This window comes from Pseudomonas sp., from assembly GCF_030147005.1.
Lineage (GTDB): Bacteria > Pseudomonadota > Gammaproteobacteria > Pseudomonadales > Pseudomonadaceae > Aquipseudomonas.
In genome coordinates, this window is the sequence record NZ_JASLAW010000019.1 from 21,388 (window position 1) to 41,593 (window position 20,206).

Annotated in this window: 18 protein-coding genes and 1 pseudogene; 10 read left to right on the plus strand and 9 right to left on the minus strand. The window is 60.5% G+C overall.

All coding sequences use genetic code 11. The annotated features are described in order from the left end of the window. Positions 1 to 4: 4 nt before the first annotated feature. Genes Q1V60_RS01390 through Q1V60_RS01400 form a run of 3 tightly spaced genes read right to left on the minus strand, consistent with a single transcriptional unit; the run spans position 5 to position 3,453 of the window. Positions 5 to 2,290: a TonB-dependent receptor gene (locus Q1V60_RS01390; RefSeq protein WP_300626879.1), complete on the minus strand. Its 2,286-nt coding sequence runs from the start codon at positions 2,288 to 2,290 to the stop codon at positions 5 to 7. Positions 2,291 to 2,314: 24 nt separating this feature from the next. Next, positions 2,315 to 3,043, minus strand: coding sequence for an energy transducer TonB (locus tag Q1V60_RS01395; protein WP_300626880.1), 729 nt, complete (start codon positions 3,041 to 3,043; stop codon positions 2,315 to 2,317). 2 nt (positions 3,044 to 3,045) lie between these two features. Further along, positions 3,046 to 3,453: a biopolymer transporter ExbD gene (locus tag Q1V60_RS01400; protein WP_061435935.1), complete on the minus strand. Its 408-nt coding sequence runs from the start codon at positions 3,451 to 3,453 to the stop codon at positions 3,046 to 3,048. 190 nt (positions 3,454 to 3,643) lie between these two features. On the opposite strand from Q1V60_RS01400, the gene Q1V60_RS01405 reads away from it, so the two are divergent. After that, entirely contained in the window at positions 3,644 to 4,198 is a 555-nt protein-coding gene (locus Q1V60_RS01405; RefSeq protein WP_300626881.1) for a GNAT family protein, read from the plus strand. Beyond that, positions 4,195 to 5,769 carry an alkaline phosphatase D family protein gene (locus Q1V60_RS01410; protein ID WP_300626882.1) on the plus strand — a complete coding sequence of 525 codons (1,575 nt, stop codon included), beginning with the start codon at positions 4,195 to 4,197 and terminating at the stop codon, positions 5,767 to 5,769. The genes Q1V60_RS01405 and Q1V60_RS01410 overlap by 4 nt, the downstream gene beginning before the upstream one ends. 205 nt (positions 5,770 to 5,974) lie before the next feature. Here the strand turns inward: Q1V60_RS01410 and Q1V60_RS01415 are convergent, their stop codons facing one another. Continuing rightward, on the minus strand, positions 5,975 to 6,601 hold the full coding sequence (locus tag Q1V60_RS01415; protein ID WP_300626883.1) for an alanyl-tRNA editing protein: 627 nt from the start codon (positions 6,599 to 6,601) through the stop codon (positions 5,975 to 5,977). A gap of 89 nt (positions 6,602 to 6,690) precedes the next feature. Here Q1V60_RS01415 and Q1V60_RS01420 point away from each other — a divergent pair, with 89 nt between their 5' ends. Further along, positions 6,691 to 7,623: a LysR family transcriptional regulator gene (locus Q1V60_RS01420; RefSeq protein ID WP_300626884.1), complete on the plus strand. Its 933-nt coding sequence runs from the start codon at positions 6,691 to 6,693 to the stop codon at positions 7,621 to 7,623. Positions 7,624 to 7,684: 61 nt separating this feature from the next. Here the strand turns inward: Q1V60_RS01420 and Q1V60_RS01425 are convergent, their stop codons facing one another. Beyond that, complete coding sequence (locus Q1V60_RS01425) at positions 7,685 to 8,092, minus strand: PA2817 family protein (protein WP_300626885.1); 408 nt, start codon at positions 8,090 to 8,092, stop codon at positions 7,685 to 7,687. A 75-nt stretch (positions 8,093 to 8,167) separates the two neighbouring features. After that, on the minus strand, positions 8,168 to 10,615 hold the full coding sequence (locus Q1V60_RS01430; RefSeq protein WP_300626886.1) for an acyl-CoA dehydrogenase: 2,448 nt from the start codon (positions 10,613 to 10,615) through the stop codon (positions 8,168 to 8,170). Positions 10,616 to 10,728: 113 nt separating this feature from the next. Here Q1V60_RS01430 and Q1V60_RS01435 point away from each other — a divergent pair. From Q1V60_RS01435 to Q1V60_RS01450, 4 genes and pseudogenes are all read left to right on the plus strand, one after another. After that, positions 10,729 to 10,867 (plus strand): annotated as a pseudogene (locus Q1V60_RS01435) (cysteine protease); the annotation flags it as partial. A 115-nt stretch (positions 10,868 to 10,982) separates the two neighbouring features. Then, positions 10,983 to 11,600, plus strand: a complete 618-nt coding sequence (locus Q1V60_RS01440; RefSeq protein ID WP_300626887.1) for a glutathione S-transferase — start codon at positions 10,983 to 10,985, stop codon at positions 11,598 to 11,600. Positions 11,601 to 11,735: 135 nt separating this feature from the next. Continuing rightward, positions 11,736 to 12,668, plus strand: coding sequence for an ABC transporter ATP-binding protein (locus tag Q1V60_RS01445; protein ID WP_300626888.1), 933 nt, complete (start codon positions 11,736 to 11,738; stop codon positions 12,666 to 12,668). Next, the gene (locus Q1V60_RS01450) at positions 12,665 to 13,444 is read left to right on the plus strand and encodes an ABC transporter permease (protein ID WP_300626889.1); all 780 of its coding nucleotides are present in this window, start codon (positions 12,665 to 12,667) and stop codon (positions 13,442 to 13,444) included. The genes Q1V60_RS01445 and Q1V60_RS01450 overlap by 4 nt, the downstream gene beginning before the upstream one ends. Before the next feature lie 169 nt (positions 13,445 to 13,613). Here Q1V60_RS01450 and Q1V60_RS01455 read toward each other — a convergent pair whose 3' ends face one another. After that, the gene (locus Q1V60_RS01455; protein ID WP_300626890.1) at positions 13,614 to 14,171 is read right to left on the minus strand and encodes a TetR/AcrR family transcriptional regulator; all 558 of its coding nucleotides are present in this window, start codon (positions 14,169 to 14,171) and stop codon (positions 13,614 to 13,616) included. A gap of 91 nt (positions 14,172 to 14,262) precedes the next feature. Between Q1V60_RS01455 and Q1V60_RS01460 the strand changes: the two genes are divergently transcribed. The 3 genes from Q1V60_RS01460 (at position 14,263) to Q1V60_RS01470 (ending at position 18,620) form a co-directional block, all read left to right on the plus strand. After that, positions 14,263 to 15,462: an MFS transporter gene (locus Q1V60_RS01460; protein WP_300626891.1), complete on the plus strand. Its 1,200-nt coding sequence runs from the start codon at positions 14,263 to 14,265 to the stop codon at positions 15,460 to 15,462. Between the two features lie 77 nt (positions 15,463 to 15,539). Then, complete coding sequence (locus Q1V60_RS01465; protein ID WP_300626892.1) at positions 15,540 to 16,688, plus strand: TDT family transporter; 1,149 nt, start codon at positions 15,540 to 15,542, stop codon at positions 16,686 to 16,688. A gap of 57 nt (positions 16,689 to 16,745) precedes the next feature. Next, positions 16,746 to 18,620 (plus strand): MFS transporter, encoded by a 1,875-nt coding sequence (locus Q1V60_RS01470; RefSeq protein ID WP_300626893.1) that lies wholly within the window; start codon positions 16,746 to 16,748, stop codon positions 18,618 to 18,620. Between the two features lie 106 nt (positions 18,621 to 18,726). On the opposite strand, the gene sugE is transcribed toward Q1V60_RS01470, so the two are convergent. Together sugE and Q1V60_RS01480 are read right to left on the minus strand one after the other, a co-directional pair. Beyond that, positions 18,727 to 19,041 carry a quaternary ammonium compound efflux SMR transporter SugE gene (gene sugE / locus Q1V60_RS01475; RefSeq protein ID WP_124406751.1) on the minus strand — a complete coding sequence of 105 codons (315 nt, stop codon included), beginning with the start codon at positions 19,039 to 19,041 and terminating at the stop codon, positions 18,727 to 18,729. A 105-nt stretch (positions 19,042 to 19,146) separates the two neighbouring features. After that, complete coding sequence (locus tag Q1V60_RS01480) at positions 19,147 to 20,112, minus strand: bile acid:sodium symporter family protein (RefSeq protein ID WP_300626894.1); 966 nt, start codon at positions 20,110 to 20,112, stop codon at positions 19,147 to 19,149. Positions 20,113 to 20,206 lie beyond the last annotated feature (94 nt).

Consider the following 20,206-nt stretch of genomic DNA (forward strand, 5'->3'; position numbering starts at 1 on the left):
AGTCTTAGAAATTCGCTTCCAGCGACACCGTGACGGTGCGGTCCAGGCCGACGATGTACGCCGGGTCGCCATCGCGAAAACCGCTGTAGCTGGCCGCGTTGGTCTTGGTGGTGTACACGCCGTCCAGGTATTTTTTGTCGAACAGGTTGTCGACGTTCAGGCGCAGCGTCGCGTCCTTGACCACCTTTTTGTCGACCGGGAGGTAGATACCGGCGCCGAGGTTGAACACGGTGCGCCCGGATATGGCTTCGTCGTTGGTCAGGTCGCCGTAGAGCTTGCTGGTGTATTTGCCGCCGAAGGTGCCGTAGAAACGCCCATCGTCGTAACCGATATTGGCTGCCAGCATGTTCTTCGGCACGTTGGCGAACTGCTTGCCGCTGGTGGGCAACAGGATGGCTTGGCCGGCGTTGTAGACGGTCATGTCGTCTTGCTGTTCGGCCTTGGTGTAGGTGTAGGAGGTGTAGTAATTGAAATGGTGGGGCAGCAGGCCGCTCCACTCCAGTTCCAGACCTTTGTTGCTGACGGCGCCAACATTGATATCGGCAGCGTCGCCGTTGATGTCCTTGGAAGATACCTGGCGATTCTTGAAGTCCATGTAGAACAGCGTAGCGGCCAGGGTCATGTCCTCGTCGTTGTAGCGCCAGCCCAATTCGTGGTTCCAGCTGGTTTCCGGCTCAAGGTCGATGGAGCCGGCGCCTTTGTCATAGAGCGCGTAGTTCTGCGGTACGCGCATGTTGCGTGACAGGCTGTAGAACAACTGGTCGCGCTCGTCCAACTGGTATTTGAGGCCGGCGTTGGGCAGCAGTTTGTTGTAGGTCTGGTTACGCTTTTCCGGCTGCTCACTCAGGCTGCCGTGGTTGGTGCCATCACGTTCGACGTTCATGTAGGCCAGGCCCGCGATGAAGGTCCAGTCCGAGTTGATGTACCAGGTGTCCTGAGCCCAGACTTTTTGCGCCGGGGTCACAGTGAAGCGGTCGCGCCCCTGAACCTGATTACCGTTGGCGTCGACGATGGCGCTGTTGGAGTCCGGCCAAGTGTCGACCGGCTTGCCATTGCTCTTGAGCGCAATGAACGGCTGGGTCTGGCTCTGGCGTGCGCGCTCGTACCAGTAGCCGAATTGCAGGCTGTGGTCGCCCAGGTCCCAGGTCAGTTTGGTGGTGATGCCCGGACGCCAGGTTTGCGTGCGCGAGGGGCGGTAGTACACGCCGCTGTTCGGGGTGCCGTCGGCGTTGTATTGGGCGGCGGTCGGCAGGTTGCCAAGGTCGAATACGCCGCCCAGGTTGGAGCCGCGGTTGAGCGCATAGCTCGATGAGCCGACGCCGCTGCCATTGCCCCAGTAGTAATACGGGATCACCGACAGGGCCAGGTTGTCGGCCAGTTTGAACTGGGTGTTGAGCACGGCGGTGAAGGTCTGGAACGGATTCTGCGCCAGGGCATAGTAGCTGTTGTACTTGCCGTTGCTGCCCACGCTCGGCGTCGCCGGGTAGGGGTCGTATTTGCGCCCGTTCTGCTGGAACTGTGCCTTGGTCAATTGGCTGTAACTGTTGTTGTCCTGCTCGTGATACTTGAGGATCAGGTTGGCGGTGTTGCCGTTGCCGGCGTCGAAGAAGCTGTTCCATTCCACCTTGTCCGCCCGCACGGCGCCTGAGCCGCGCCACATATCGCCTTCGGTATGGGACACCGAGAGCCAGTTGCTCAGGCCGTTGACTTCGCCGGTATTGAGGCGAGCGAAGGTCTTGCGCGTGGCGTTGCTGCCGACGACCTGTTTGACGAAGGCGCCCGTCTCCTTGGTGGGGCGAATGGTCACGATACCGATGTTGCCGCCGCTGGAACCGATGTGCGGGCCGTCGGCTTCCGACGCGCCTTGGGTGACGAAGATCTGGTCGATGTTTTCCGGATCGCCCAGCAGGTTGGAGTACAGCGCATAGTTGCCCGAATCGTTGATCGGCATGCCGTCCACCGACATGCCCACCTGGTCGGAGTTCATGCCGCGCAGGGTGAAGCGAAAGCCCGAAAGGCCGGTGTTGTCTTCGCTGGAGATGTTCAAGCCCGGCGTGTACTTGAGCTTGTCGATGGCATTGCCCGTCGCCGCCTGCTTGTCCAGCGCCTCCTTGGTCACGGTGGAGCGGCCCTTGATGCTTTCTTCGGGCACCATGTAGCCGCCCCCGGCGCTGGCCTTGCCCTGGACGCCAATGGTGCCGACGTCACTTTCGCTCGTGTCGGCCATGACCAATCCCTGGGTCATGCTGGTCGCGGCAACGAGTGCCAGATGAATGCGGGTGAACTTCATCACTGTCGTCCTGGTGAAGGGTGCTTATTGCACGCTGTAGTTGAAGGTGGCGGTGAAGCGCTGTTCATTGCGGCCGCCGAACGCTTGCTCGGGGAACGGCTTGACTTGCTTGATGCGACGCAAACTGTTGGTGGCCGCCCGGTTGAGCAGCATGCTCGAGGCTTGGGTTTGCAGGCCGGAGTCCAGCACGCGGCCCTGGCGGTCCACCAGCAGCCACACCACCACTTCGCCACTCGGGCGTTCGAGGGATGCCTGGCGCCCGGTGGGGTATTGCTTGTAGGTGTCCAACTCATTGCGCAAGCCCTTGAGGTAACCGCCTTCCAGTGCCTGGCTGTCGACCTTTGGCGGCGCGGGCGGCGCGGTTGCCGGAGCAGCCTGCGCGACGGGGGCGGGCGTCGGTTTGGCGGCAACCGGTGGCGGCGTGGGGGCGGGCTTGGCGACCACGGGCGCGGGCTTGGCCACAGGTTTTGGCTTGGGCTTGGGTTCGGGTTTTGGCGCCGGTTTGGGCGGTGGTGGCGGTGGCGCGGGCTCGGCTTCATCCTCCTCGATCACTGGCGGTGGCGGCGCTTGTTCCACCACCGGTTCCGGGACCACTTCCGGCTCCGGCTCGATCAACGCCAACTCGACCGCCGACTCGTCATACACCGGCTCGACCTTCAAGGTCTGGGACTGGATACCCAATGCAATCAGCACCAGGGCGATCACGGCCGGGACACTGCCCAGCAGCTGACGCGCGCGAAACAGAACGTACATGATCAGGACTTACGCGTGGCGATGGACACGGAGGTGAAGCCACCCAGGCGCAGGGTGTCCATCACTTCCACCAGGCGTGAAACCTCAACGCCTTTGTCGCTGTTGACGATGATCGTCGACTTGGTATCGGGCTTTTGCGCCGCCTTCAGCGCCGGCACCAGGGCGTCCACCGTGAGGTCCTTGCCATCGAGTTGCAGTTGGCCTTCCAGGCCCAGGGTCAGGATGAATTTGTTCTGCGGTTTGAGCTGTTGCGAACTGCTGGCGCTGGGCAATTGAGTCTTCATACCCAGGGCCGGGATCACGTTCAGGCTCACCAGTACGAAAAACACCAGGAGGAACATCATCACGTCGATCATCGGGATCAGTTCGATGTGCGCCTTGCGCTTCTTGGGTTCATCCCAGGTTCTCATTCCGTTACCCCGTTATTGAATTAGGGGCAACACGCTAGCAAGCAAAAATGACCGAATGGTTAACTTTAATTTACGTTTTGAAGGCTCTAGGAAGAGTCTTACAGCAGTATGGCTGGGTGTTTTTTGAAGTAATGAAACTGACATGACGACGGTACATGCTCGAAAAATTTATATCGGGAGCCGCCTACCCATGAGTCGTTCGTTACCGCATTTGTTAACCCCGCGTCTGCTCTTGCAAGCGCTCGAAGCGGAGCAGGCCGAGACACTGTTCAAGCTCGCCAACGGGCCGAACATTGCCGATAACACAGCGAATGTTCCATCGCCCTACACGCTGGAAACAGCGCAGGCTTTTATTGACGGGATGCAAGAGAAATACCGTGTCGGCGACCTGTTGAGCCTGGGCATGCAGGCGCGTGCAAGCGGCGAACTGATCGGCATTGTCAGCCTGCGTCTGAACGCTCGCCACAATCATGGGCATCTGGGCGGCTGGGTGGCGGCGCACTGTCGCAACCAAGGGTATGCCGCCGAGGCGGCGACGGCAGTGATGGACTTCGGGTTCGCTGAGTTGGGGTTGCACCGCGTGGGAAGCCAGTGCTTCGGTCGTAATAAGGAGTCGGCGCGGGTCATGCAGAAAATCGGCCTGCGCTATGAAGGGTGCATGCGCGAAGCGTTCCTTAAAAACGGCGTGTATGAGGACTTGCTGGGATTCGCCATCGTGCGTGACGACTGGGAGCGCCTGGCGTGAGCGGCGCCGTGGACCTGGATCGCCGTCGAGTCGTTACCGGGCTGGCAGTTGCGACCGCGTTTTCGATTCTGAGCCCATTTGTGCGCAGTGCCGGAGTCGATTATCCGTTCACCCTGGGCGTTGCGTCGGGTGACCCGCTGCCGGACGGCTTTGTGATATGGACGCGCCTGGCGCCCTTGTTCAGCGCCGAGGATGGGCGCGGTGGATTGCAGCGTGCGGTGCCGGTGCGTTGGCGGGTGGCCAGCGATGCGGGGATGACGCGCATCGTGAAGCAGGGCGAGGTGCTGGCGACCGGGCGCTTGGCTCATTCGGTACATGTTGAGGTGGCGGGGCTGGCTGCGGGCAGGCCGTATTGGTACCAATTCGAGGGCCTTGGCGCGCAAAGCCCGGTCGGTCAGGCGCGCACCGCGCCTGCATGGCATGAGCGGGCGTCGGCCCGGCTCGGGTTCGTATCCTGCTCGCATTGGGAGCGCGGGTATTTCAGCGCTTACCGCCACCTTGCCGCCGAGCGCCCCGACCTGGTGTTTTTCCTCGGCGACTATATCTACGACAGCTCCTACGCGGCAGACTCCGGCAAAATCTTTCGCTCCCACGGCAGCGGTAATGCGGTGAGCTTGAGCGACTACCGTAACCGCTACGCGCTGTACAAGACCGACCCGGATCTGCAGGCCTTGCATGCCGCCGCCCCCAGCGTGGCGACCTGGGACGATCACGAAGTGCAGAACGACTATGCCAACCGCTGGTCCCAAGACCCGACGATTCCCGTGGCGCAGTTTCTCCAGCAACGGGCGGCGGCTTACCAGGCGTTCTACGAGCATATGCCGTTGCGTGCGAGCAGCAGGCCGCAAGGGGCGGCTATGCGCATCTATCGACGTCTCGACTATGGCCAGCTGGTACGTTTTCATGTGCTCGACGGTCGACAGTATCGCTCCGAACAACCGTGCATCCAGGTCAACGGCAGTCATCAAGGGCATATTGCCGCCAACGCCTGCAGCGACTTGCGCGACCCAGGTCGCACCTTGCTTGGGTGGCAGCAGGAGGCTTGGCTGGACCAGGGATTCGCCCAGTCGAAAGCGCAGTGGAACGTGATCGCCCAGGACTTGCTGGTAGCGCCGCTGCTGCAGCGTGACCTGACCCTCCATAAGGTCGGCCGCTGGACCGATGGCTGGGATGGCTATATGGCCAACCGCAAGCGAATGCTGGCTTCTCTCCAGCGCAATCGCGTGCCTAACCCGGTGTTCTGGGGCGGGGATATTCACTCGTTCTGGGCCACGGACCTGCACGCCGATGCCGATGACCCAGGTTCGCCGATTGTGGCAACCGAATTCGTCGGCTCTTCGGTGACCTCCGATGGCCCGCCTTATGAGGCCTTCAGGAAAATCCTGCCGCTCAATCCCCATGTGAAGTTTTTTGACAGCCGTCAGCGTGGGTATGTGTCGGTGGAATTGAATACCCAGAAGATGCTCACGCATTTTCGCGTGATCAGCGATCCACGGGATCCGGCGGCCACGGTGTCGACGTTGCAGTCATTTGTGGTGGAGCCGGGCAGGGCGGGGGCGGTGTCGGTATAGCCCGAATCAAATGTGAGAGGTTAAAGAGGAGCACTGTACTGTGGCGAGGGAGCTTGCTCCCGTTGGACTGCGTAGCAGTCCCATTTTCTGGCGCGCTTCGCGGCCCAGCGGGAGCAAGCTCCCTCGCCACAGGGCGACAGTTGTCCGCTCCAGCGCTTACCTGAATGGCATTGGGGCCAGCCCCCACATTTTGATGCTCGGCGTGTCAGTTGATTTCGTAGCGCACCGACAACGCGCCTTTTTTCTCCGACAGGGCCAGGATCTTCACTTGGCCCACGTCCCCCAGCGCCTGCACATGAGTGCCGCCGCAGGCGTAGGCCGGCAGTTCGCCGAAGCCGACTTCGCGTGTGCCTTCATCCAGCGTCATATGCCGTGAATAGCCAGCGGCGATCCACCGGTTGACCTGCTGCTGGAGCGCCTCGGCGTCCAGGGTTTGTGCAGTTTCGCCACGGATAAAGGTGATCTTGCCTTCACCCGGCCAATGGTGGGCCTTGATCGGCAACCAACCCAGGCGCTCACCGGCATTGCCGATCAAATGCCCCGCAGAATGAAGGCGCGAGTGCAGCGCACGGCGTTGTGCATCGACCCGCGCAGTGATCGGGCCGGGCTGCACGGCTTGATTGACGTAGTGCACCACGTGCTCGGCTTCCTGCATGACTCGCAATACCTGGCTGTCGCCGAGCCATCCGGTGTCGAATGGCTGACCCCCGCCCTGGGGATGGAAAATCGTCGACTGCACAATGACGGCGAATTGCTCTGCGTGCGGGGTGCAACTGAGCACTTCCAGTTCGGCAACCAGGTGGTCGTGGGTAAAAAACAGGCGCTCGGTCATCGTCTACATCCGCATTCAGGTTGTGCGGGCAGTATAAACAGTGCGCTGATAGGTGATAATCCAGTCAAATATCAATGGACCTGTGCGTTATGAGCATCAATCTTCCTTTGCCGCTGTTGGGTGAAATGGCAATTTTCGTCAAGGTGGTAGAAACCGGCAGCTTCTCCGAAGCGGCGCGGCAATTGAGCGTTTCGCCTTCGGCGGTGAGCCGCAGTATTTCGCGTCTGGAACAGGCACTGGCGACCCGTCTGCTGCAACGCACCACGCGCAAGCTGCGCCTTAGCGACGGCGGCGAAGAGGTGTTCAAGCGGTGCCGGGAGATGGTCAACGCAGCGCGTTCAGTGATGGAAGTCAGCGGGCAATTCACCCATGAAGCCGAGGGCCTGGTGCGGGTCAGCGTGCCCAAGGCGGTCGGCCGGTTTGTGGTGCATCCGCATATGCCGGCGTTCTTGCGGCGCTATCCCAAGGTGGATGTGCAACTGATCCTTGAGGATCGGCATGTGGACCTGATCGACGACAATATCGACCTGAGCATCCGCATCACCGACAGCCCGCCACCCGGTTTGGTCGGGCGGCAGTTATTGCCGATCGAACATTTGCTGTGTGCGACACCGCAGTACCTGGCCGAGCATGGCACGCCGGGCCATCCCCATGATTTGCTGGAACACAGTTGCATCTACCTGGGCGAAACCCCAGGGGACTCGCGCTGGAAGTTTCGTCAGGGTGGCAAGGCGGTGACGGTCGGTGTAGGCGGGCGCTATGCGGCGAACCACACGGGCGTGCGGCTGGATGCGGTGTTGCAGCATGTGGGGATTGGCAGCTTGCCGTACTTCACGGCGCGGCACGCCTTGGAGGAGGGGCGGTTGGTACAGGTGTTGCCGGCGTGGGATTTTATTGCGTCGTACCACGGCGAAGCGTGGTTGTTGCATTCGCCTACGCGGTACTTGCCGCCGAAGTTGCGTGTGTTTATTGATTACCTGGTGGAGTGCATGGCCAGTGAGCCCACACTGCGGCGCCGGTAGGGACGCGGTAGAAAATGTGGGAGCGGGCTTGCTCCCACACCAGCTTGCGGTGTTGTGATGATCAGTGTTTGCTCTGGTCGTCCGGCATGGCCAGCAGCTGCTTTTCCTGGTTCCAGTCGAACGGTTCTTCGTTCAGCTCGGCTTCATAGCGACGCTCTTCCAGAGCCTGGTACAGGTCCAGTTCTTCGTCGGGCATGAAGTGCAGGCAATCGCCGCCAAAGAACCACAGCAGATCGCGCGGTACCAGATGGGCAATCTGCGGGTAGCGCAGGATGACCTGGCTCATCAGGTCCTGGCCCAGGTATTGGCTCTCGATCGGATCGATCGGCAGCAGGGCGCGCAGTTCGTCGAAACGTTCCAGAAACAGCGTATGGCTTTCCTCGGGTACCTGTTCGGCTTCGCCGACGGCAACCAGGATGCTACGCAGGTGGTCGAGCAAGACGAGATGATCGGCAACGACGTTGGACACGAGATAAGTCCTCTAAAGCAAAAACGGGCGCGAGAGTATATGCCTCTCGCGCCCGTTTTTATATGACCGCTGGTATCAGCGGACCTTACCCTCAGCCTGTATCAGCTCTTCCTTGCTGAAATCATCCACGTCGATCACCTTGCGGCGAGCCGCTTCGGCGTCACGCAGGGTTTGCGCTTCGGCGGGTTGCAGCACGCCGGCCTGCAGCGCGGTGTCAATGGCCGATTCACCGGCAGTCGGTTTGACCTGCCCGCTCTTGAGCGCGCTGTGCAGTTTTTTCTGCAAGGGATGGCTTGCGCCGAGCAGATCATAGGCATGTTGCAATGCGCCCACCGGGTCTTGCGCCGATTGTGGGCGATAGCACCCAGCAAGCAACTCTTCCAGGGTCGGGTCGCCCTTGGCGCGGCCGAGCACCGCGGCAACCTCGGCATCCAAAGCATCGGATGGCCCGGTATGGCGACGCCCGAACGGGAATACGATCACTCGCAGCAGGCAACCCAGTATTTTATTCGGGAAGTTGCTCAGCAATTCATCCAGCGCGCGCTCGGACTCGCCAAGGCTTTCTTCCATGGCCCAGGCGAACAGCGGTTCCAGGTGATCCGGCGAATCGAGGTCGTGGTAACGCTTGAGCGCCGCCGATGCCAGGTACATATGGCTCAGCACATCACCCAGGCGCGCCGACAACCGCTCGCGGCGTTTCAACTCGCCGCCCAGCAGCATCATGCTCAAGTCGGCGAGCAGGGCGAACGCGGCGGCCTGACGGTTCAATGCACGGAAATAACCCTGGCTCAGACGGTTGCCCGGGGCCTTTTCGAAGTGACCAAAGCCCAGGTTCAATACCAACGTACTGGCGGCGTTGCTCACGGCGAAGCCGATGTGTTGCATCAGCAGGCCATCGAACTCTTTCAATGCCTGATCACGGTCTTCACGACCGGCCAGGGCCATTTCCTTGAGCACGAACGGATGGCAGCGAATCGCCCCCTGGCCGAAGATCATCAGGTTGCGCGAGAGGATATTCGCGCCTTCCACAGTGATGAAGATCGGCGCCCCCTGCCAGCTGCGGCCCAGGTAGTTGTTCGGGCCCATGATGATGCCCTTGCCGCCATGCACGTCCATGGCGTGGCTGATGCACTCGCGGCCGCGTTCGGTGAGGTGATACTTGAGGATCGCCGACAGCACCGAAGGCTTCTCGCCCAAGTCCACTGCATTGGCGGTGAGCATGCGCGCGCTGTCCATCAGCCAGGCGTTGCCGCCGATGCGCGCCAGGGCTTCCTGGATACCTTCGAAAGCCGACAGCGGCACGTTGAACTGTTCACGTACCTGCGCATACTGGCCGGTTACAAGGCTGGTGAACTTGGCGGCACCGGTGCCCACCGCAGGCAGGGAAATCGAACGACCCACGGACAGGCAGTTCATCAGCATCATCCAGCCCTTGCCGAGCATCTCCTGGCCGCCGATGAGGTATTCGAGCGGAATGAAGACGTCCTTGCCCGAGTTGGGGCCATTCATGAACGCAGCGCCCAGGGGCAGGTGGCGGCGGCCGATTTCGACGCCGGGGGTGTCGGTCGGGATCAGCGCAAGACTGATGCCCAGGTCTTCCTCTTCGCCCAGCAGGTGGTCCGGGTCATGGGCCTTGAACGCCAGGCCGAGCAAGGTCGCGACGGGGCCGAGGGTGATGTAGCGTTTTTCCCAGTTCAAGCGCAGGCCGAGGGTTTCCTTGCCTTCCCACTCGCCTTTGCAGATAACACCGGTGTCGGGCATGGCGCCGGCATCGGAGCCGGCCAGCGGGCCGGTCAGGGCGAAACACGGAATATCATCGCCACGCGCCAGGCGCGGCAGGTAGTGGTTGCGTTGCTCGTCGGTGCCGTAGTGCAGCAGCAGCTCGGCAGGGCCGAGGGAGTTGGGCACCATAACGGTGGAGGCCAGGTCGCCGCTGCGGGTCGCCAGTTTCATCGCGACCTGGGAGTGGGCGTAGGCAGAGAAACCCTTGCCGCCGTATTCCTTGGGAATGATCAGGGCGAAGAAACCGTGGGTCTTGATGTGCTCCCAGGCGGCGGGTGGCAGGTCCATGGCCTGGCCGATTTCCCAATCGCTGACCATCGCGCAGAGCTCTTCGGTGGGGCCGTCGATGAATGCCTGCTCTTCTTCGGTCAATTGCACCTTGGGGTAGGCCAGCAATTTATCCCAGTCGGGGCGCCCGCTGAACAGTTCGCCGTCCCACCATACGGTGCCCGCGTCAATGGCATCGCGCTCGGTTTCGGACATCGGTGGCAGGACTTTCTGGAACCAGCTGAACAGCGGCTTGGTGAAGTATTGGCGGCGCAGGTCGGGCAGTAGCAGGGGCACGGCCACGACGGCGATCAGCACCCAGAAAATCAGCAACAGCCAACCCGGTGCATGGCTCCAGGCGCCCATCGCCAATAGGTAAACGGCGACCACACCCAGGGCGGGCAGGGGCGCGGCGCGGCGGTGTGCCAGGTAGGCAATGCCGACCACCAGAACCAGTATCCACAACAACAGCATATTCAATCCTCCGTGAAACCAGGGGCGAAACCACCAGGGAGCTTAGTCGGCGTCCGGCCAAGCGGGGTGATCAGGGTGTTACAAGTTGTACTGGGGATAACCATCAGTGCGATATGTACCTGAGTCCCAGCCGCTATCATCGATAGTGACCACCCCGTAATGGGGGAGTTCGCCGAGAAACATCGCGGAACCCGTGCGGATTTATGTGACCGGGCGGTCAGTCTTTACCGCGCCGTGCGAGAGGCGGTGCGCTTCGCTGAATCGATGCAGGCCTGTCGTGCGTCATGCAGGGTGATTCAAGCCGCGTGTGAACCGGCGTATGCTGCGGCGTTCATCAAGCCATGTTCAACAACGATAAGGCGCGGTCATGCTGAAAATCTGGGGTCGTAAAAATTCATCAAACGTCAGGAAAGCACTGTGGTGCGCCGAGGAACTCGGCCTGGACTATGAGGCGATTGATGCGGGCGGGGCTTTTGGTGTGGTCGACACGCCGCAATATCGGGCATTGAACCCTAATGGCCGGGTGCCGATGATCGAAGACGGCGACTTCGTGCTGTGGGAATCCAATACCATCGTACGTTACTTGTGCGCCAAGCATGCGTCGGACCTTTACCCAAGTGACCTGCAAGCCCGGGCCAACGCCGAGAAGTGGATGGACTGGACCACTTCAACCCTTGCTGATCCGTTCAAAGCGGTGTTCTGGGGCATCGTGCGCACGCCCCCCGAGAAGCGCGACTGGGACAGCATCAATGCTGGTCGCCAGGCCTGCATCAATGCGCTCAACACCGTCGATCAGGCCCTTGCGGAGCAACCCTACCTCAGCGGAGAAGCGTTCGGCATGGGCGATATTCCCCTGGGCTGCTTTATCTACGCCTGGTTCGAGATGCCCATCGAACGCCCGCCAATGCCCCACCTCGAGGCTTGGTACCAGCGCCTGAAGCAACGTCCGGCCTACCGCAAGGCGGTGATGACCGCGTTGACCTGATAAGCACTATTAATACGGGTGACTGTACTTGTGTGGCGCGGGCACGCACCATGCCCGCACCACATCGCAGGTTGAACTACCGGGGGTGTGCCCTCATCTATTGTTTCTATTCTTTTCTTTGGTGCGTAATCAGATATGAGTTCCGCTCTGTCCATCCGGCAGCTAACCAAAACCTACGGCAACGGTTTCCAGGCCCTGAGTGGTATCGATCTGGACGTTGCCGAAGGTGACTTCTTCGCCTTGCTCGGCCCCAACGGTGCCGGCAAATCCACCACCATCGGTATTCTCTCGACTCTGGTCAACAAGAGCAGCGGCACGGTGAATATCTTCGGCCATGACCTGGATAAATCCCCGGCGGCGCTCAAGCGTTCCATCGGCGTGGTACCCCAGGAATTCAACTTCAACCAGTTCGAAAAGACCTTTGATATCGTCGTGACCCAGGCCGGCTATTACGGCATCCCGATGAAAATCGCCAAGGAACGCGCCGAACAGTACCTGACCCAACTGGGCCTGTGGGACAAGCGCGATGTGCCTTCGCGCTCGTTGTCCGGCGGCATGAAGCGGCGCCTGATGATCGCCCGCGCACTGGTGCATGAACCGCGTCTGCTGATTCTCGACGAACCCACCGCAGGCGTGGATATCGAGTTGCGTCGTTCGATGTGGACCTTTCTCACCGAGCTGAACGAGAAGGGCATCACCATCATTCTCACCACGCACTATCTGGAAGAGGCTGAGCAGTTGTGCCGCAACATCGGCATCATCGACCACGGCACCATTGTCGAGAACACCAGCATGCGCAACCTGCTGGGCCAGTTGCATGTGGAAACCTTCCTGCTCGACCTGAAAAACACCCTGTCGGCACCGCCGCAACTGCTGGGCTACCCGAGCCGACTGGTGGATAGCCGCACGTTGGAGGTCCAGGTGGACAAAGCCATGGGCATCACCGCGTTGTTCAGCCAACTGGCGACCCAGAACGTCGAAGTGTTGAGCCTGCGTAACAAAACCAATCGCCTTGAGGAGTTGTTCGTGTCCCTGGTGGAGAAAAATCTGGCGAAGGTGGCGGTATGAATTCCGAACTGCAACCCAACCTCGTCGCGCTGCAGACCATCGTGTACCGCGAAGTGAAACGCTTTACCCGGATCTGGCCGCAGACCCTGCTGCCACCGGCGATCACCATGGTCTTGTACTTCGTGATCTTCGGTAACCTGATCGGCCGGCAGATCGGTGACATGGGTGGTTTCACCTATATGGAGTACATCGTGCCGGGCCTGATCATGATGTCGGTGATCACCAACTCCTACGGCAACGTGGTGTCGAGTTTCTTTGGCAGCAAGTTTCAGCGCTCCATCGAAGAATTGATGGTTTCACCGGTGTCGCCGCACACCATCCTGATCGGCTACACCTTGGGCGGCGTATTGCGTGGCTTGATGGTGGGCGTGATCGTGACCCTGCTGTCGTTGTTCTTCACCCACCTGCAAGTGCATCACCTGGGGGTCACCATTCTGGTGGTGGTGCTCACGGCGACGATCTTCTCGCTGCTGGGGTTTATCAACGCGGTATTTGCGCGCAACTTCGATGATATTTCGATCATTCCCACGTTTGTGCTCACGCCGCTGACCTACCTGGGCGGGGTGTTCTACTCCATCACGTTGCTGCCGCCGTTCTGGCAGACCGTGTCCCTGGCCAACCCGGTGCTGCACATGGTCAATGCCTTCCGCTACGGCATCCTGGGCGTGTCGGATATCAAGATCAGCGTGGCGATCACCTTTATGGTCGTCGCCACCGTCGCCTTGTATATCGGTTGCGCGCGCTTGCTGGTAAGCGGGCGTGGGATGCGTACCTGAGGGTAGATTGGCGAAAATAAAACGGCCTCATCTGAGGCCGTTTTTTATTGGATGCGCATGGGGCAAATGTGGGCGCCGGCGTGCTCGCGATACCTATGCTGCGATGGCATCGGCTTGTCTTGCCTGATGTACCGAGGTGTTTGCTTTGTAGGCACGCCATCCGCCACATTTAATCGGCGCAGGGGCCCTGGTTGTTCAACGCCAGTTCGATCAAGGCGTGCAGCTCTTCGACCGCGAGCGGGGCTGTGGAGAACAGAATACGAAACACCGTAGGTGCTGCGAGCAGGTTGATCAAGCGATCCACGCTGGGTGCCGCCTGATCCGGATAACGGTCCACAATCATCTGCAACTGCCCGCTCAGAATGCTCACGCAATACCCCGGCGTCACGCTGCACTGCACGTCGCGCATCATGTTGCGCCCTGGCTCCGAACTCATTTCATCCAGGTATTGTTCAGCCCAGGCTTGCAGGTCGCCGCGCAGGCTGCCGGTAGTGGCCGGCTCGGTGTCCGGCCGCATGCGCGCCAAGGCCACATCGGCCAGCAGCACGGAGAGGTCACCCCAGCGTCGGTAAATGGTCGACGGCGTAACGCCCGCGCGCGTTGCAATCATCGGCACGGTGATGCTTGCGCGCTCATGGGTTGCCAGCAATTCACGCACGGCCGAATGCACGGACTCTTGTACCCGGGCGCTACGGCCCCCCGGGCGAAGGCCTTCTTTAATTGCCATGGGTAAAACCTTAACACAAAGAATTTGCTTTAAGCGGCAGCCGGTAGCACACTCCACAAAAGCAAAATATTAGCTTTAGTGGAGCGTGCCTATGCGCAGCAACCTGTCTCAACGTTCCAGCCTGACATTCCTGGTAATCACAGTGTTGACCTTCCTCGCCGCGTCCAGCGCGCCGACGCCGTTGTATCAGGTGTACCAGGACACCCTGCTTTTCTCGGCCGCGATGCTGACGCTGATCTTCGGCGTTTATGCCGTGAGCCTTCTGGCGGCGCTGCTGACGGTGGGATCGCTTTCGGATTACGTCGGGCGCAAGCCGGTGATTTTCGTCGCGTTGATCCTGAATATCGTAGCGATGCTGTTGTTTATCAACGCTGGCAGCACCGCCTGGCTGATTGCCGCGAGGGCGCTGCAAGGCTTCGCCACGGGGACGGCGACGGCGGTATTGAGTGCAATGTTGCTCGACACCGACCGCCTGCGCGGCCCGCTGCTCAATAGCCTCGCGCCGATGTTGGGTATGGCCAGTGGCGGCTTGGGCAGCGGTTTGCTGGTGGAATACGCGCCATGGCCGACCCAATTGATTTACTTCGCCCTGCTCGGGTTGATGGTACTTCAGGCGGTGTATGTCTGGCGCTTACCGGAAACCGTCAGCCGCATACCGGGTGCGTTGAAGTCCCTGGCGCCGACGCTGCATGTGCCGAAGCAGGCACGGCGGGCCCTGGCGTTGGCAATGCCGCTGAATGTGGCGGTATGGGCCCTGGGAGGATTTTTTTCATCCCTGGCACCGTCCCTGGTACACGCCGCGACGGGTTCGACTTCGCACCTGATCGGCGGTGGCCTGGTGGCCGTGATTACCCTCAGTGGCGCGGTGATGATCTACAGCCTGCGCGAGCACCCGGCGCACAAGGTCATGCGGCTCTCGGCGGTACTGCTGGCGGCCGGCGTGGCGTTGCTGCTGGTGGCTGTGCAAAGTGCAAGCCTGTGGCTGTTCTTTGTTGCCAGTGTGGTTGCAGGCTTGGGTTTCGGCGGCGGGTTCATGGGCAGTGTCCGCAGTATTGTGGGGCTGGCATTGCCCCACGAGCGAGCGGGGTTGATGTCGGCGTTCTACGTGTTGAGTTACCTGGCGTTCTGCTTGCCGGCGCTGCTGGCGGGTAGCCTGAGCCGGGAATTGGGCCTGATCGCAACCACTGATGCATACGGCGCGCTGCTTATTTTCCTCGCTCTCGGCGCCCTGGGCGGGCTGCTGTGGCAGCGTGGGCCAACGGCAAGTATCTATAAAACAGATAACAGTTAGAGATATTACCCGTTATATAGATATTCGATACGCTTCTATGATGGCCTCAACCTCATGCGAGGAAGAGGATTGCCATCATGACCTGCTCGACAACCATCAGCTATAAACCCTTCAGCCACCTGACCCGGCCCCGGGAAGTGATTCGCCAGTTCACTCCGAACTGGTTTGCCTCGACCATGGGGACCGGCGTGCTGGCGCTGGCCCTGGCACAACTGCCGGTCAATCTGCCCGGCTTGCACGCCGTCGCCGAGGGGCTGTGGGTGTTTACCATCGGCCTGTTCATCTTGTTCAGCGCTTTGTATGCCGCACGTTGGGTGATGTTTTTCCACGAGGCGCGGCGGATTTTCGGGCACTCCACGGTCTCGATGTTTTTCGGCACGATCCCCATGGGCCTGGCCACCCTGCTGAATGGTTTGCTGCTGTTCGGGCTGCCACGGTGGGGCGGCGCTGTGATTCCCTTGGCCGAAGCCCTGTGGTGGGTGGACGTGGCCATGGCATTGGCCTGCGGCGTATTGATTCCATTCATGATGTTCACCCGCCAGGAGCACAGCATCGACCAGATGACCGCGGTGTGGCTGCTTCCGGTGGTGGCCGCCGAAGTGGCTGCCGCCAGCGGTGGCCTGCTGGCGCCGCACCTGGCGGATGCCCATTCGCAACTGGTGATGCTGGTGACCAGCTACGTACTCTGGGCGTTCTCCCTGCCGGTAGCCTTCAGCATCCTGACCATCCTGATGCTGCGCATGGCCCTGCACAAACTGCCCCACGTCAATATGGCGGCATCGAGCTGGCTGGCGCTGGGCCCCATCGGCACCGGTGCCCTGGGCATGTTGCTGCTTGGCGGCGATGCGCCCGCGATCTTCGCAGCCAATGGCCTGACGGGTGTGGGCGAAATGGCCAACGGGCTCGGCCTGGTGGCAGGTATCACCCTGTGGGGTTTCGGCTTGTGGTGGATGTTGATTGCGGTGTTGATCACCCTGCGTTATCTGCGCGCCGGTATCCCGTTCAATCTGGGCTGGTGGGGCTTTACCTTTCCGCTGGGTGTTTACGCGCTGGCCACGCTGAAGCTTGCGAGCCTGCTGCAGCTGGGATTCTTCAGCGTATTCGGCAGTGTGCTGGTGGCGGCCCTGGCGCTGATGTGGCTGATCGTGGCCAAGCGCACTGTGCAGGGCGCCTATAAAGGCGAGCTTTTTGTTTCTCCGTGCATTGCAGGGCTAGCGAATAACTAATCAGGATTAGGTACAGTCGTGGCCTGATCAATAACAGGCCACGCAGGAACACGGACGATGAGCCACCCCTCACAATTCACATTGCTGCGCACACGGCGTTTTCTGCCGTTTTTCATTACCCAGCTCCTGGGCGCCTTCAACGACAATATCTTCAAACAATCATTGATTCTGGCGATTCTCTACAAGCTCGCTATTGAGGGCGAGCGTTCCATTTGGGTCAACCTGTGCGCCTTGCTGTTTATCCTGCCGTTCTTTCTGTTCTCGGCGCTGGCCGGGCAGTTTGGCGAGAAATTCAACAAGGACGCTTTGATCCGCGCGATCAAGATCGGCGAAATCGTGATTATGGCAGTGGGGGCCACCGGCTTTCTGTTCGATCACCTGGAACTGATGCTGTTGGCACTGTTTGCCATGGGCACCCACTCGGCGCTGTTCGGCCCGGTGAAGTACTCGATCATGCCCCAGGCGCTGCACGACGATGAGCTGGTCGGCGGTAACGGCCTGGTGGAAATGGGCACGTTCCTGGCGATCCTGGCCGGTACTATCGGCGCGGGCATGATGATGTCCTCTCCCCATTACGCGCCGGTGGTTGCTGGGGCGATTGTCGGCGTGGCGGTGCTGGGCTATCTCGCCAGCCGCAGCATTCCGCGGGCGGCGGCTTCCACGCCAAACTTGCGTCTGGACTGGAATATTTTCACCCAGTCCTGGGCCACGTTGCGCATGGGCCTGGGGCAGACCCCGGCGGTGTCGCGCTCGATTGTCGGCAATTCGTGGTTCTGGTTCGTCGGCGCGATCTACCTGACGCAGATTCCGGCCTACGCCAAGGAATGGTTATATGGCGACGAAACCGTCGTCACCCTGATCCTTACTGTGTTCTCGGTGGGTATCGCCCTGGGCTCGATGCTGTGTGAAAAGCTCTCGGGACGTAAGGTGGAAATCGGCCTGGTGCCGTTCGGTTCGTTCGGCCTGACAGTGTTCGGCCTGCTGCTGTGGTGGCATTCCGGCGGCTTCCCCCAGAACGTTCAGCCCAATGACTGGCTGGCGGTACTTGGCTACGGGCAAGCCTGGTGGGTGTTATTCGATATCCTCGGCCTGGGCGTGTTCGGCGGCTTTTACATCGTGCCGCTGTACGCACTGATCCAGTCGCGCACCGCCGAAAACGAGCGCGCGCGGGTGATTGCGGCCAACAATATTCTCAATGCGCTATTTATGGTGGTGTCGGCCATTGTGTCGATCCTGCTGCTGAGCGTGGCCAAGCTGTCGATCCCCGAGTTGTTCCTGGTGGTGTCGCTGCTCAACATCGCGGTCAATACCTACATCTTCAAGATCGTGCCCGAGTTCACCATGCGCTTCATGATCTGGCTGCTCAGCCATTCCATGTACCGCGTCGAGCACCGCAACCTCGAGCGGATTCCCGATGAAGGCGCGGCCTTGCTCGTTTGCAACCATGTATCGTTTGTCGATGCGCTGTTAATTGGTGGCGCAGTGCGTCGGCCGATTCGTTTTGTCATGTACTACAAGATCTACCGCTTGCCGGTGCTCAACTTTATCTTCCGCACCGCCGGGACCATTCCAATTGCCGGGCGTAACGAAGATATTCAGATCTACGAAAAGGCCTTCGCGCGGATTGCCGAGTACTTGAAGGACGGCGAGTTGGTATGCATCTTCCCGGAAGGCAAGTTGACCGGCGATGGTGAGATGAATGAGTTTCGCGGTGGGGTGACGCGGATTCTGGAAGAGACGCCGGTACCGGTGATTCCGATGGCGTTGCAGGGGTTATGGGGGAGCTTTTTCAGCCGCGATCCGAACAAGGGGTTCTTCCATCGGATCTGGTCGCGGGTGGTGTTGGTCGCAGGGGAACCGGTCTCGATAGATGCGGCGACGCCTGCGCAATTACAGGAGAAAGTGGGTGTGTTGCGGGGGAGCGGCAAGTAGGTTTTAAGGTTGCCATGGCCTCATCGCAGGCAAGCCAGTGTCCACATTTTGAACTGCGAATACATTCAAGTGTGGGAGCCGGCTTGCCTGCGATTGCTAGAGGGGCCTAAGTGGAAATCTTAAGACCAATAAGCCCACAAATGATCAGCGCCACGCTGGCCAACCGGAACAGCGCCATGGACTCCCCAAACAGGATAATCCCGGCGATCACCGTACCCACGGCGCCCACTCCGGTCCACACGGCGTAGGCGGTGCCCAGCGGCAGTTCTTTCACCGCCAGCCCCAGCAGGCCAAGGCTGATGGCCATGGCCGCGATAGTCAGTGCGGTGGGCAGGGGCTTGCTGAAGCCGTCGGTGTACTTCAGGCCGACGGCCCAGCCGACTTCAAACAACCCGGCAAAAAACAGAATGATCCAGGACATGGTGGCCTCGCTTCTTCAGGCGGGGTCGTCCCCGGATTCAACGCGCGTTGGCGTCGCGGGGTCGTCCCCGCGAAGCGCTCAGAGTGCCCAACATGAACCGGCCGATCAAGTCTGCGGGGTATTCTCCAACGCGCGGCGGTGTTCCTTCTCGCTCATGCGTCGAAAGTAAGTCGACAGCAAGGCGCCGGAAATATTGTGCCAAACGCTGAACAGTGCACTGGGCACCGCCGCCAATGGCGAGAAGTGCGCGCTGGCCAACGCGGCGCCGAGCCCGGAGTTCTGCATGCCCACCTCCAGCGCCAACGACTTGCGTTGTGCCAATGGCAACTTGAACAGCCGCCCGGTGAAGTAGCCGAGCAAGTAGCCGAAGCTGTTATGCAGCATCACCACGGCCATGATCAACAGGCCCGACTCGGCAATCTTCGCCTGGCTGGCGGCAACCACCGCTGCGACGATGATCACGATGCTGATCACCGAGACCAGCGGCAGTACTTCGACCGCGTGACGTACCCGATTACCCAGCAGTCGCTGCGCCACCACACCGAGCACGATGGGCAGCAGCACCACTTGCAGGATCGACCAGAACAACTCCATGAACGACACCGGCAGCCAGGCCGAGGCCAGCAGCCAGATCAACGCCGGCGTGAGCAGTGGGGCGAGGAGGGTGGTGACGGCGGCGATGGCCACCGACAGTGCGAGGTCACCACGGGCCAGCCAGGTCATCACATTGGATGAGGTGCCGCTGGGGCAGCAGCCGACCAGAATCACGCCGACGGCAATTTCCGGCGGCAGGTGAAATACCTGGCACAACAACCACGCCACGTCGGGCATGATCACAAAATGCGCGACCACGCCCAGGGCAACGCGCCAGGGATGGCGGGCAACCTCGGCGAAGTCTTCAAGTTTCAAGGTCAGGCCCATGCCGAACATCACCAGCCCCAGCAACGGCACGATGGTGCTTTTCAGTCCGATGAACCAGCTGGGTTCAAGGAACGCGACCACAGCGAAAATCAGCACCCAGTAGGCGAAGGTATTGCCGACAAAGCGGCTCAAGGCGGCGAGTGCGCGCATGGGAAATGACCCTTATTGTTAGATGTCGAAGATGAATGCGATCAAAATGTGGGAGCGGGGTTGCTAGCGGAGGCGTGGTATGAAACACAGGTGA